17 protein-coding genes are annotated in these 12039 nt (G+C 70.0%); 10 read left to right on the top strand and 7 right to left on the bottom strand.

The features are described from left to right. Nucleotides 1–92 precede the first annotated feature (92 nt). A complete protein-coding gene (locus AB0F91_RS13205) occupies nucleotides 93–950 on the top strand; it encodes a bifunctional methylenetetrahydrofolate dehydrogenase/methenyltetrahydrofolate cyclohydrolase (RefSeq protein ID WP_360597394.1) in 858 nt (285 codons plus the stop codon). A gap of 2 nt (nucleotides 951–952) precedes the next feature. Beyond that, a complete protein-coding gene (locus tag AB0F91_RS13200) occupies nucleotides 953–1258 on the top strand; it encodes a DUF3017 domain-containing protein (RefSeq protein WP_360597815.1) in 306 nt (101 codons plus the stop codon). A 69-nt stretch (nucleotides 1259–1327) separates the two neighbouring features. On the opposite strand, the gene AB0F91_RS13195 is transcribed toward AB0F91_RS13200, so the two are convergent. Next, nucleotides 1328–2512, bottom strand: a complete 1185-nt coding sequence (locus AB0F91_RS13195) for an MFS transporter (RefSeq protein ID WP_360597393.1) — start codon at nucleotides 2510–2512, stop codon at nucleotides 1328–1330. Nucleotides 2513–2705: 193 nt separating this feature from the next. Then, nucleotides 2706–3029 carry a metalloregulator ArsR/SmtB family transcription factor gene (locus AB0F91_RS13190; RefSeq protein ID WP_360597391.1) on the bottom strand — a complete coding sequence of 108 codons (324 nt, stop codon included), beginning with the start codon at nucleotides 3027–3029 and terminating at the stop codon, nucleotides 2706–2708. Nucleotides 3030–3137: 108 nt separating this feature from the next. On the opposite strand from AB0F91_RS13190, the gene AB0F91_RS13185 reads away from it, so the two are divergent. After that, entirely contained in the window at nucleotides 3138–4337 is a 1200-nt protein-coding gene (locus tag AB0F91_RS13185) for an MFS transporter (RefSeq protein WP_360597390.1), read from the top strand. On the opposite strand, the gene AB0F91_RS13180 is transcribed toward AB0F91_RS13185, so the two are convergent. Further along, the gene (locus AB0F91_RS13180) at nucleotides 4334–4516 is read right to left on the bottom strand and encodes a DUF1918 domain-containing protein (protein WP_285970551.1); all 183 of its coding nucleotides are present in this window, start codon (nucleotides 4514–4516) and stop codon (nucleotides 4334–4336) included. The two genes, AB0F91_RS13185 and AB0F91_RS13180, sit on opposite strands and share 4 nt — an antisense overlap. Nucleotides 4517–4590: 74 nt before the next feature. Between AB0F91_RS13180 and AB0F91_RS13175 the strand changes: the two genes are divergently transcribed. The 4 genes from AB0F91_RS13175 (at nucleotide 4591) to AB0F91_RS13160 (ending at nucleotide 7183) form a co-directional block, all read left to right on the top strand. Beyond that, a complete protein-coding gene (locus AB0F91_RS13175) occupies nucleotides 4591–5235 on the top strand; it encodes a spermidine synthase (RefSeq protein ID WP_360597389.1) in 645 nt (214 codons plus the stop codon). Nucleotides 5236–5317: 82 nt separating this feature from the next. Beyond that, nucleotides 5318–5782: a hypothetical protein gene (locus tag AB0F91_RS13170; protein ID WP_360597387.1), complete on the top strand. Its 465-nt coding sequence runs from the start codon at nucleotides 5318–5320 to the stop codon at nucleotides 5780–5782. Beyond that, complete coding sequence (locus AB0F91_RS13165) at nucleotides 5772–6356, top strand: HhH-GPD-type base excision DNA repair protein (protein ID WP_360597386.1); 585 nt, start codon at nucleotides 5772–5774, stop codon at nucleotides 6354–6356. The genes AB0F91_RS13170 and AB0F91_RS13165 overlap by 11 nt, the downstream gene beginning before the upstream one ends. A gap of 302 nt (nucleotides 6357–6658) precedes the next feature. Continuing rightward, the gene (locus AB0F91_RS13160) at nucleotides 6659–7183 is read left to right on the top strand and encodes a hypothetical protein (protein WP_360597385.1); all 525 of its coding nucleotides are present in this window, start codon (nucleotides 6659–6661) and stop codon (nucleotides 7181–7183) included. Here AB0F91_RS13160 and AB0F91_RS13155 read toward each other — a convergent pair. Genes AB0F91_RS13155 through AB0F91_RS13145 form a run of 3 tightly spaced genes read right to left on the bottom strand, consistent with a single transcriptional unit; the run spans nucleotide 7180 to nucleotide 8397 of the window. Continuing rightward, nucleotides 7180–7779, bottom strand: a complete 600-nt coding sequence (locus AB0F91_RS13155) for a class I SAM-dependent methyltransferase (RefSeq protein ID WP_360597383.1) — start codon at nucleotides 7777–7779, stop codon at nucleotides 7180–7182. The genes AB0F91_RS13160 and AB0F91_RS13155 overlap by 4 nt on opposite strands. A gap of 34 nt (nucleotides 7780–7813) precedes the next feature. After that, nucleotides 7814–8176, bottom strand: a complete 363-nt coding sequence (locus AB0F91_RS13150; protein WP_360597381.1) for a DUF2203 domain-containing protein — start codon at nucleotides 8174–8176, stop codon at nucleotides 7814–7816. Between the two features lie 32 nt (nucleotides 8177–8208). Then, nucleotides 8209–8397 carry a hypothetical protein gene (locus AB0F91_RS13145; RefSeq protein WP_360597380.1) on the bottom strand — a complete coding sequence of 63 codons (189 nt, stop codon included), beginning with the start codon at nucleotides 8395–8397 and terminating at the stop codon, nucleotides 8209–8211. Nucleotides 8398–8927: 530 nt separating this feature from the next. Between AB0F91_RS13145 and AB0F91_RS13140 the strand changes: the two genes are divergently transcribed. Both AB0F91_RS13140 and AB0F91_RS13135 read left to right on the top strand, forming a co-directional pair. Next, complete coding sequence (locus tag AB0F91_RS13140) at nucleotides 8928–10151, top strand: NADP-dependent isocitrate dehydrogenase (RefSeq protein WP_360597379.1); 1224 nt, start codon at nucleotides 8928–8930, stop codon at nucleotides 10149–10151. A gap of 237 nt (nucleotides 10152–10388) precedes the next feature. After that, nucleotides 10389–10703, top strand: a complete 315-nt coding sequence (locus tag AB0F91_RS13135) for an SH3 domain-containing protein (RefSeq protein WP_360597377.1) — start codon at nucleotides 10389–10391, stop codon at nucleotides 10701–10703. An 83-nt stretch (nucleotides 10704–10786) separates the two neighbouring features. On the opposite strand, the gene AB0F91_RS13130 is transcribed toward AB0F91_RS13135, so the two are convergent. Further along, nucleotides 10787–10945 carry a hypothetical protein gene (locus tag AB0F91_RS13130; protein WP_360597375.1) on the bottom strand — a complete coding sequence of 53 codons (159 nt, stop codon included), beginning with the start codon at nucleotides 10943–10945 and terminating at the stop codon, nucleotides 10787–10789. 174 nt (nucleotides 10946–11119) lie between these two features. On the opposite strand from AB0F91_RS13130, the gene AB0F91_RS13125 reads away from it, so the two are divergent. Further along, on the top strand, nucleotides 11120–11935 hold the full coding sequence (locus AB0F91_RS13125; protein WP_360597373.1) for an exodeoxyribonuclease III: 816 nt from the start codon (nucleotides 11120–11122) through the stop codon (nucleotides 11933–11935). Nucleotides 11936–12039: the final 104 nt, after the last annotated feature.

Here is a 12039-nt window from a genome sequence, read left to right as displayed (position 1 = left end):
CGCGCGGGCCGATCGGGTGGCGCGGCGAGCACGCTGCGTGTGCGCCCCGGGCGAGGTCCGGGCGCGAGCGGCGCTTTGCGAGAATGGTCACCGTGACGGCGAAGATTCTGGACGGCAAGGCCACCAAGGACGCCATTTTCGCGGAGCTGCGCCCGCGGGTGGCCGCGCTCGCCGAGCGGGGCATCGTCCCGGGGCTGGGCACGGTGCTGGTCGGCGACGACCCGGGCTCGCACTCGTACGTGAAGATGAAGCACGCGGACAGCGCGAAGATCGGCGTCAACTCGATCCGCCGCGACCTGCCCGCCGACATCTCGCAGGAGAAGCTCGAGGCCGTCATCGACGACCTCAACGCCGACCCGGCTTGCCACGGCTACATCGTGCAGCTGCCCCTGCCCAAGCACCTCGACGCCAACCGCGTCCTCGAGCGCATCGACCCGGACAAGGACGCCGACGGCCTCGCGCCCACCAGCCTCGGCCGCCTCGTCCTCGGCCAGCCCGGCCCGCTGCCGTGCACGCCGTACGGCATCATCGAGCTGCTCCGCCGCCACGGCGTGGTGCTCGACGGCGCCAACGTGACCGTGGTCGGCCGCGGCATCACCGTCGGCCGCACGATGGGCCTGCTGCTCACGCGCCGCAGTGAGAACTCCACCGTGACGCTCTGCCACACCGGCACGCGCGACCTCGCCGCGGAGGTCCGCCGCGCCGACATCGTCATCGCCGCCGCCGGTGTCCCCGGCATCATCAAGCCGGACATGGTGGCCCCCGGCGCGGCCGTGCTGGACGTCGGCGTCTCCCACGTCGACGGCAAGCTCACGGGCGACGTGGACCCGGGCGTGGCGGAAGTCGCGGGCTGGCTCTCGCCGAACCCCGGCGGCGTCGGCCCCATGACCCGCGCGATGCTCGTGTCGAACGTCGTCGAAGCCGCCGAGCGCGCGACCGCGAGCCGGTGACCATGACCGCCGACCGGCCCCACACGAAACGGTCGTGGACCGTTCACGTGCCGTTCGGGCTGGTCATGCTGCTGCTTCTCGCCGCAGCGCTGCGGATCCTGCAGTACCACTGGCGAGAGGGGGCGGTGCTGGTCGGCGCCGCGCTGCTCGTGGGTGGGGTGTTGCGGCTGCTTTTGCCGGAGGACCGCGTCGGGCTGCTGGCGATCCGCGGGAAGGTCGTGGACATCGTCACGTACGCGGCTCTGTGCGCCGCCGTGCTGTACATCGCCTTCACGATCACGGGCGGTCCGTTCGACGCCACGTCCTGAAGCCTTCAACCGACAGCGGCCCCGCACCGGGTGGGTGCGGGGCCGCTGTGTTTTCGGCTCTGGTCCGGATCACGAAGCCAGAGCGAGCTCCCGTTGCTCGGCCGCGCGGGCGTCGCGCCGGTCGAGCGTGCCGGAGACGGCGGCGATCGACAGCCCGAGCACGGCCAGCGTCGCGCCGACCCAGTTGGGCGCCACCAGCCCGAGGCCGCCGGCGATCACCAGCCCGCCGAGGTACGCGCCGATCGAGTTCGCGATGTTGAACGCCGACTGCACGGCCGCCGACACCAGCGACGGAGTGCCACCGGCCTTCTGCATGATCCGCGTCTGCATCATCGGGCCGATCATGAAGCCCGCGACACCGACGAAGAAGATCGTGATCGCCGCGCCGACCTTCGACTGGGCCGTCAGCGTGAAGATCCCCAGCACCACGGCCAGCGACAACATCGCCGCGTACAGCGAAGGCATCAGCGCCCGGTCCGCGAGCCGGCCGCCGAGGTAGTTGCCGACGGTCATCCCGACACCCGCCAGCGACAGCAGCAGCGTCACGTCCGCGGGCGAGTAGCCGGCGACGTCGGTGAGCATCGGCGCGATGTACGACATGCACGCGAAGACCCCGCCGAGCCCGAACGTCACGATCGCGAGCGCCAGCCACACCTGCGGCCGCCGGAACGCGCCCAGCTCACCTCGCAGCGTTGCCTCGGCCGGCCGGCCCTGGTGCGGCACCAGCTTGGCGATCGCGGCAATGGCGAACAGGCCGATCACCGCGACCACTCCGAACGTGGCCCGCCAGCCCACCTGCTGGCCCAGCAACGTCCCGAGCGGCACGCCGACGACGTTCGCCAACGTCAGCCCCATGAACATCATGGACACGGCCTTCGCGCGGTCGCCGGGTTTCACCAGGCTCGACGCGACCACTGCGCCGGCGCCGAAGAACGCGCCGTGCGGCAGGCCGGCCAGGAACCGGAACGCGATGCCGAAACCCTGGTTCGGCGACAGCGCGAACAGGGCGTTGCCCAGCGTGAACAGGCCCATCATCGCGAGCAGCATGGCCTTGCGCGGCAGCCGCACGGCCACCGCGGTCAGCAGCGGGGCGCCGATCACGACGCCGAGCGCGTAAGCGGAGATGAAGTAGCCGGCGGTGGGGATGTCGATGTGGAAGTCCGCGGCGGCCTGGGGCAGCACACCCATCATCACGAACTCGGTGGTCCCGATGCCGAAGGCACCGATGGCGAGCGCGAGCAACGCGACGGGCACGGCTCTCCTTTCGTGAGAAATCGATTACTCAGCCCGGGGCGACCCCGTTCTGAAGCGCTTTAGACGAAGGGCAAAAAACAAGACAGCCGTGTGCGGCCCCGACGCCGTCGTGCTGTCTGCAACCCAGTTCAACCGATGGGGTGTGGGTTTGTCATCCCGGTATCCGGGTGAGGCTCTTCACTCAACGCGACCGTCAGCGGCGCGCGGCGAGCACTCCGTCGAGGAGGCCCGGGAACAGCTCGTCAAGATCGTTGCGACGCAAGGAGTTGAACCGCGTCGTGCCGTCCTGGCGGCCGGCGATCACGCCCGCGGCGCGCAGGATGCCGAGGTGGTGCGTGAGTGTGGACTTGGTCACCGGCACCTCGAGCCCGCCGCACGACACCTCGGCCTCCGACCGGGCCAGCTGGCGCACGATCGCCAGGCGCACGGGGTCGGCGAGCGCGCGCAGCACGGCCTCGACGGTCATCTCGTCGCGCTCGGGGTGGACGAGCGGAGTCAGGTGCGTGGTGGCGGCCATGAATCCATAGTACGACGTCCCTCGAAATTGTCAGGCCCGCCGTGTACGGTCGCCATCGAACTACGACGTTCGTCGAACCAATCCCGGTCACCTATTGGGGGCACCACCATGTCCAGCGTCTCCACCTCGGGGAGCTCGCGGAACGCCGTGCTGGCGTTCGGGGCTTTCGGGGTCGGCACCAGCGGCTACATCGTCGCCGGACTGCTGCCTTCCCTCGTCTCGGAGCTGCACGTGTCGGCCACCGCCGCTGCGCAGCTCGTCACGTCGTTCGCCATCGCGTACGCGATCGGCTCGCCGTTGTTCGCCGCCGTCACCGGCCGCTGGGAGCGCCGGACGCTCCTCGTGGCCGCGCTCGTCGTCACTGGTCTCGGCAACCTGTTCGCCGCCGTCGCGCCGGGTTACACCATGCTGCTTCTCGCGCGGGTTGTCACGGCCGTGGGTGCCGCGGTATTCACACCGGCCGCCAGCGCCGTGGCCGCGGAGCTGACCACGCCCGAACGCCGCGGCCGCGCCGTCGCGATGGTGTTCGGCGGGCTCACGGTCGCGTTGATCTTCGGGGTGCCGCTCGGCAGCCTGGTTTCGCAGCAGTGGGACTACCAGGCCGCGTTCCTGCTCGTCGGCGTGCTGTCGCTGGCCGGTGCGGTCGCCGTGCGGCTCGTGCTGCCGCGGGTCGCACCGCCGCCCGCGGTGCGGCTGGCCGAGCGCTTCGCGGTGGCGCGCGACAAGCGCGTGGTAGCGCTGCTCGTCACCACGGTGCTCGCGTGCCTCGGCGCGTTCATGGTCTACACGCTCTCGTCGCCCCTGCTCGCGGCGACGGCAGGCATCACCGGCGGCACCGTCACGGTGCTGTTGTTCTGCTACGGCATCGGCGGCGCCCTGGGCAACTACCTCGGTGGCCGCGCGGCCGACCGGTGGGGCGCGCGCGTGCCGGTGCTCCTGGTGCTGGGCGCGATGACCGTCGTGCTGGCGCTGCTGCCGTTCACGTCGGTGACCGTGGCCGGCGCGGGCGTGACGTTCTTCGTGTGGGGCACGATCACGTGGGCGATCAACCCGCCGATGCAGCACCGGCTCATCGAGCTGTCGCCCGGGCACGCCGGGCTGGCCCTCTCGCTCAACGCGTCGGCGATCTACCTCGGCGTCGGGCTCTCCGGCATTGTCGGCGGCGCGGTGCTGACGTCGGCCGGGCCGACGGTGCTGCCGGAGATCGCCGCGGTGCTGAGCGCCGTCGCGATCGCGGTGATGGTGTTCTTCTGGGAGACCCGCCGCACTCGTCGCGTGGCGGCCCGGGAAGAAGTGGCCGTCGGCTAGTCCGTCAGGATCTCGCAGTCGGGCCCGGGGTACAGCAGTGCCTCGTGCCCGTCGGCGAATCGCACGACGTACGGTGGTGAGCCGTCCGGGCCGCGCACCTCGAGGATCTCGGCGCGCTGCTCGGCGGCCCCCACCGTGCGGCCGTGGACCTGGATCTCGTCTCCTACTGTCGCGTGCATGGGGTTTCACCTCCATGGTTCAGCGTAGGAGCGCCTCGCGGCCGCGTACAGGGCAGTTGTGAAAAGCTGGCCGTGTGGCTGAGGTGCTGGACGTGGCCCACGGGTTGGGTGGTGAGCTCGTGCTCCGCCGTGAAGGCGCGGCGCTCGAGGTGATCGAGAACGGTGTGTTCCTGATGGACACCCGAAACGGGGAATCCGAACGGCTGCTCGTGACCGGGGCCGCAGATCTGCTCGCGCCGGGCGCCCGCGTGCTCATCGGCGGGCTGGGGGTGGGTTTTTCATTGCGGGCGGCGCTGGATCACCCGCACGTCGGGTCGGTTGTGGTGGTGGAGCGCGAGCCGGCGGTGATCGCGTGGAACCGCACCGGCCCGCTGTGCGAGGTGCACGGTGCGGCACTGGAGGATCACCGGGTGTCGTTGGTGGAGGCGGATCTGGTTTCGTGGCTGAGTTCTTCGCGAGAAACGTTCGACGCGCTCTGCCTCGACATCGACAACGGTCCCGAGTGGACGGTGACGGAGGGCAACGCCCCGTTGTACGGCGAGTCCGGAGTGGACGGTCTGGCCCGCCTGCTGCGCCCGGGCGGCGTCTTGGCGGTCTGGAGCGCCGGCGCTTCTCCTGCGTTCACGGATCGGTTGCAGGGGCGCTTCGCTGACGTACGGGTGGTCGAGGTCCCGGTACCGCGCGGGGAACCGGACGTGCTGTGGTTCGCCCGTTGCTGAGCGCGGCCGTCTCGGAGAACGCGGCTTGGTGTGACGTCTTCTGCCGCATCAGCGGCGTTTCCGGCGCCTTCGGTCCGCGCGCGTGACGGCGCACGCGCGCACGCCGCAGTTCTATCCCGACACGGTCACCTTGTCGCTCGACGCCACCGCCGCCGACATCTTGCCCTTCCTGGACGCTTCGGCCGGCTGCTCCGTGAAGGACAGCTTCGCGTCCCTCGACCTGCCGGGCTTCGAGGTGCTGTTCTCAGCGACCTGGTTGCATTTCCCGGTGCTGTCGTCGCCGGGGTGGCCTTGGCTGCGGCACCGGACCCGTCCCTCGTCCACCTCGACGGCCCGACCATCGCCCACCGCGGTGCGGCCGCGGTCGGCCTGTGGAACTTCACCGGCGACGACTGGGCCGCGCGGTCGCCGCCGCGTTCCCGGCCTGCCGATCGTCGGCTACGAACACGGCGACGAGCTGGCCTCGGCCCTCGCCTCCGGCGCCACCCCGCTCGGGGAGCTGCGCGTCTGGCTCGCGACCTGCCAAAATGGACCGCATGACGCGTGAAGTGCACCTGAGCGGCGACGCCGAGGCCGACAAGCTGCTGAGCGAAGACCCGGTCGCGCTGCTCGTCGGCATGCTCCTCGACCAGCAGATCTCGATGGAGGTCGCCTTCCTCGGCCCACGCAAGATCGCCGACCGCATGGGCGGCTTCGACGTGCGGCGCATCGCGGAGGCCGATACGGACGAGTTCGTCGAGAAGTGTGTGACGCCCCCGGCGATCCACCGCTACGGCGGGTCTATGGCACGTCGGGTGCAGGCGTTGTGTCAGTTCCTGGTGGAGCACTATGACGGCAACGCCGAGGCGATCTGGACTGAGGGGCGGCCCAAGCCCGATGGTGCTGAGGTGCTCAAGCGGCTGAAGGCGCTGCCTGGGTATGGGGAGCAGAAGGCGAAGATTTTTCTTGCGCTGCTGGGTAAGCAGTATGGCGTGCAGCCCAAGGGGTGGCGCGAGGCGGCGGGTGCGTATGGGGATCGTGGATCGCGGCGGTCTATCGCTGATGTGGTGAACGCGAAGACGTTGGCGGAGGTTCGGGCGTTCAAGAAGGCTGCGAAGGCTGAGGCGGCGGCGAAGAAGTAGGTCTTCGTCCGGGCCGCGGCTTCCGTCACCCCCTCGACGGGCCGGGATGCCGACACCGAGGCGGCAACGCGCGGCGGCGGTTGATCACGGGCTCCCCGATCGTGAAGTTCTTCGGGCCGCCCTGGCGCGACCGCGGACGAGCCGAGCACCCGCACGCCACACCGCGACGAGCACACCCGCGGCGAAGCACCCGCGATGTCCCGTTGATCGGGATCCGCCCAACGGCGGCTATCCGCGACGGCCCCGGAGTCGGAAGGATCTTCGCCGGGGCTGCGGTCGTGGTCCCCCAGGGAGGAAAAATCATGGTGTTGAGGCGAGTGCTGGTTGTCGCGGCTGCGGCGTGCCTGGTGGGCACGACAGGCGTCGCCACGGCTCAGGCGGATCCGCAGGGCGGCTTCACCTACTCGTCGGAGGCGGGGGCGCACGCGTTCGTCGGCAGCGCCTCGTGGGATGCGGACCAGCTGAGCGTCTGGGAGTACGACGGCGCCGTGAAGGTCGACGCCGACGGCGGCTGGGACTGGGCCCGCCTCGAGCTCAGCGCGCCGGCCGGCCAGGAATTGCACGTAGGCACCTACACCGGCGCCCGGTTCCGGGGCCAGACCGAGCCGCAGCTGACGACCGCGGGCTTCGCCGCCTTCCGCGGCACGCAGGCCGACGGCACCCAGGCGTGCGACGACGTCGCCGGCGACGCCACCGCCGACTTCACCGTCGCCGACCTGGCCCGGGCAGCCGACGGCACCCTCACTGATCTCGACACGACCTTTGTCTTGCACTGCTCCGGCCCGGCCGGCCCCGCCACGACCGGCGAGGCCCACTTCCACGGCTAGCGCACCGCGCGCACCGCGAACACCAGCCGGTCGCGCCCACCGAGGTGCGCGGTCACCGTCTGCGCCGTCGCCGAGTGGAAGCCCGCGTCCGTGGCCAGAGCCGCAGCTTCTGCCTCCGAACCGGGGATCCGCAGATCGTGAGCCATCACCTCGGACATCGAGCCGCACGGGTTGAACCGGGCCGACGAAGAGATGCTGAACGCCACGACCCCACCCGGCCGCAGCACTCGCGCCCAATCGGCCAGCGCGGTAACCCCGAGGAAGTGCAGAGCCGACGCGCACACCACCGCGTCGGCGGTCCCGTCGGCACAAGGCAGCGGCACAGCCGGCCCCACCTGCCAGGAAATCACCCCGGCCGGGTCCAGCTTGGGAGCCTTCGCGCGGGCCAGCGCCACCATGCGCTCGGAGATGTCCACCCCCAGCACCGAGCCGGGTGACAACCGCAGCGAAGCGAACGCCGCGGCGCCCGTGCCGGTGGCCACGTCGAGCAGCAAGCCGGGGCGGGAAGGCAAGAAGGAGACCAAGGTGTCCGCCACCAGCGGGTGGAAGAGATCGTCGTCGTACTCGGCGGCCATTTCGTCGAAGATCGAGCTCACGAAGCCCTACGGTAGTGGCCCTGACCAGCGAATTTCAGCTCAACCGACGGCGGCCCGCGAAGCCGAGGTCGGCGCGGTGGTACCAGGCGAGCTCGCGGTCGCCCTCAAGCCAGCAGAGCAGTACGTCGTCGCCGTCCAACGATGCCGGGAAGTCGACCAGCAGGGGCGCGAAGCCCTTCAGCTCGGCGCCCGTGCGCTGGACGGTGGTCATCAGCTCGTCGAGACGGGCCTGCGCGGCCTTCCACTCCGGCAGGCCGCCGAGGTCGGTGTCGCGGCCGCCCGGGCGCAGCGACGCGGCGAGCTCGGCGGCGTCGGCGCGCACCCGGACGAGTTCGGCGAGGACCGGGAGCAGCCGGGAGAGCTCGGCGCGCGCCTCGGCCACGGTGAACAGACCCATGTGACGATGTTCTCACTGCGGCCCGAACCGACTCACCGCCCAGGTCCCCGTCGCGCCACCGTCGTCGCCAGACCCGTGCCCACCAGCAGAAACCCGGCGGCCAGCAGCGCGCCGGAGAACAGCCACGACGTCAACCCGAACGACAGCCCGCCGTGCGGGAGACCGTTCAACAGGTCGAACCCCCATTCCGGCGTCGCCGGCGCGATCGCGCCGGGCAGCACGCCCCACACGAGCCCGCCGAGCAGCGGTCCCGAGGACGACCACGCGCCCAGCGGCCGCCACGCCCAGTAACAGGATCGCGCCGGCCGCTATCAGGGCGATGCCGAGCGCGTCGCGGCGCGCGGCGAAGGCCTCCATCACGATCACCTGCTGCCGGTAGCCCCCAGCCGCGAGCAGGCCCAGCGCCACGGGTGTGAGGACGAGGCCCAGCAGCCCGCTGAACACCCGGCCAAGGCCCGGCTCGGCTGCGGTGGTTGGTAGGCGGGTGGTTGAAAGGTGGTGTACGGGTCGGAGTACGACACAGCGTGACCTCCCGAGTGGCTGGTTCCCGAAGGGATGGTCACGGACCTCACCCGGTTCCGTCACCGGCGGACGTGTGGTGCGTGCCCACCCGTCGGAGCCCCGCGCGAGGGGTGGAGACTTGATACCGACCACTTCTGGAACCATCCCGCTCCGGCAAGCAGTACGCTTGTACCGCTACCGATGAGTCGAAGAAGTAACGCGAAGATCCGCGGAAGGAGCACCGCTGCTCATGGCCAAGATCAAGGTCCAGGGCACCGTCGTCGAGCTCGACGGCGATGAGATGACCCGCATCATCTGGCAGTTCATCAAGGACAAGCTGATCCACCCGTACCTGGACGTGAACCTGGACTACTACGACCTGGGCATCGAGGAGCGGGACCGCACCGACGACCAGATCACCATCGACTCCGCCAACGCCATCAAGAAGCACGGCGTCGGCGTCAAGTGCGCCACGATCACGCCCGACGAGGCGCGCGTGGAGGAGTTCGGCCTCAAGAAGATGTGGCGGAGCCCCAACGGCACCATCCGCAACATCCTCGGCGGCGTGGTCTTCCGCGAGCCGATCATCATGCAGAACGTGCCGCGCCTGGTACCGGGCTGGACCAAGCCGATCATCATCGGCCGCCACGCCCACGGCGACCAGTACAAGGCCACCGACTTCAAGGTCCCCGGCCCCGGCACGGTCACCATGACCTACACCCCGGCCGACGGATCCGAGCCGATGGAGTTCGAGGTCACCAACTTCCCCGAGGGCGGCGGCGTCGCCATGGGGATGTACAACTACCGCAAGTCGATCGAAGACTTCGCGCGCGCGTCGCTGCAGTACGGCCTCGACCGCGGCTACCCGGTCTACCTCTCCACCAAGAACACGATCCTCAAGGCCTACGACGGCATGTTCAAGGACGTGTTCCAGGAGATCTTCGAGGCGGAGTACAAGGCCGACTTCGACGCCAAGGGCCTCACCTACGAGCACCGCCTCATCGACGACATGGTCGCCGCGGCGCTCAAGTGGGAGGGTGGCTACGTCTGGGCCACCAAGAACTACGACGGTGACGTGCAGTCCGACACCGTGGCCCAGGGCTTCGGCTCGCTCGGCCTGATGACGTCGGTGCTGCGCACGCCGGACGGCAAGACCGTCGAGGCCGAGGCCGCCCACGGCACGGTCACCCGCCACTACCGCCAGCACCAGCAGGGCAAGCCGACCTCCACGAACCCGATCGCGTCGATCTACGCGTGGACCCGGGGCCTGGAGCACCGCGGCAAGCTCGACTCCAACTCGGAGCTCATCGGCTTCGCGAACAAGCTGGAGCGCGTGGTCATCGACACCGTCGAAGGCGGCAAGATGACGAAGGACCTGGCGCTGCTCGTCGGCAAGGACCAGGCGTGGCAGACCACCGAGGAGTTCCTCGGGACGCTCGACGAGAACCTGGCCAAGAAGATCGCCCAGGGCTGATTCGAAGGCCGCACCGGCTACCGGCTGACCTGCCTTTCCCGCCATCGCGAAGGGGCACCTCGGAGGAGTCTTCCGAGGTGCCCCTTCGCGATGACTACCGGTTGTCACCAGATGGTGACGCGGTTGGCGCCTCCGGGTGGTCTGCGCGGCCGGACCTGTCGGGCGGACGTTCTCCGTGTCTACCCTGGTAGAGCCCAATTTCTGGCGACTGAGGTTCGTGGAGACTGAGGAGCGGCCGTGATCCTGGGGTTGATCCCGAAGAAGACCCTGATCATCATCGGTGCGATCGTTGCCGTGATCGTGATCTACGTCCTCAACCAAAAGGGCCAGGCCGATGCCCAGGGTTCCCCGACCGGGTGCAAGGTCGCGGTGACCGCCGACGTGCTCAACGCGCGCGAAACCCCGGACGGCAACGGGAAGATCGTCGGCAAGTACCTCAACGGTGCTCAGTTCGACGCGCTTCCGGTGCAGCAGAACGGGTTCCGAAAGGTCTCCGACGGCAAGTGGGTGGCGAGCAGCTTCGTGAAGCCGCTCGAGGGCTCGAAGTGCTGAGTGGTTTTCGGCGCTGACCGGCTCGAAAGGCCAGACGCCCGCGAAGTCCAGCGCCACCGTGAGCACGCTGGCCAGCGCCGCGATCAGCGCCGGCGTGCGCGCCTTGCGCCGGTCGCGTTTCGCCGCGGCCCGCGCTGGTCCTCGACGGTGTAGTGCCGCGCGCGGCTGAGCGCCGTGAGGTCCGCGATGTGGTCGGGGTGCTCGTGGATGATCACGACCGCGTCGAGCTCGCCGGCGCTCACATGCGAGAAGAAGCCGGCCGTACGAGATCGAGCACTTTACGTGGCGGTTTCCTTGCGAGAGAAGGAATGCCGCGCACGCGTGGCCGGGTTCGGGCCAGGCACCGCAGCTGCCGAGCACGGTGAGTCCCGCCATGCGCGCAGTCTGGCACAGGATTGTCGGGCCCGGCGGGTAGCGTGCGCGGGGTGCTGACCGTCTCCACCGTGAATGTCAACGGCCTGCGGGCCGCCGTGAAGAAGGGCTTCGTCGAGTGGCTCGCCACCACGAAGGCCGACGTCGTCGCCTGCCAGGAGGTGCGGGCCGAGGCCGCGCAGCTGCCCGCGCACGTCGTCGAACCCGAGGGGTGGTTCGCCGCCCACGCGCCCTCGGTTGTGAAGGGGCGAAACGGCGTCTCGCTCTACAGCCGCATAGAGCCCGACGAGGTGCGCGTGGGCTTCGGCGAGCCCGAGTTCGAGGACAGCGGGCGCTACCTCGAGATGCACCTGCCGGGCGTCGTCGTGGCGAGCCTGTATCTGCCGAGCGGCGACGTCGGCACCGAGCGTCAGGACGAGAAGGAGCGCTTCATGGCGGCCTTCCTGCCCTACCTCGGCGAGCTGCGCGCGAAGTCCGCCGCGGCCGGCCGCGAGGTCGTCGTCGTGGGCGACTGGAACATCGCCTACGACACCGTCGACCTGAAGAACTGGAAGGGCAACCACAAGAACTCGGGCTTCCTGCCGGAAGAACGCGCCTGGCTCGGCCGCGTCTACGAAGAAGCCGGCTATGCCGACGTGCAACGCCGCCTCCACGACGGCCCGGGCCCGTACACCTGGTGGTCCTACCGCGGCCAGGCCTTCGACAACGACTCCGGCTGGCGCATCGACTGCCAGCTCGCCACGCCGGCCCTGGCCGACGCCGTGCAGTCGGTCGTCGTCGAGCGCGCCGCCACCTACGCCGAACGCTGGTCCGACCACGCCCCGGTCACGGCGACGTACGACGTCCCATTCCCCCGCTGACCGCCGGCCGAAGCGCGGCACAGCCCCGGCGCCGGTTGTGCCGCCGCCGGGGCTGATTTCCTTGGTGTGCGGTCCTGCCTGGGTGTGGGGCGCCGCGTGGTTTC

Source organism: Amycolatopsis sp. NPDC023774, assembly GCF_040639695.1.
In the GTDB taxonomy this organism is placed as follows: Bacteria; Actinomycetota; Actinomycetes; order Mycobacteriales; family Pseudonocardiaceae; genus Amycolatopsis.
Note: the sequence above shows the minus strand (reverse complement) of the source record. Positions and strands in the feature narration are given on the sequence as shown.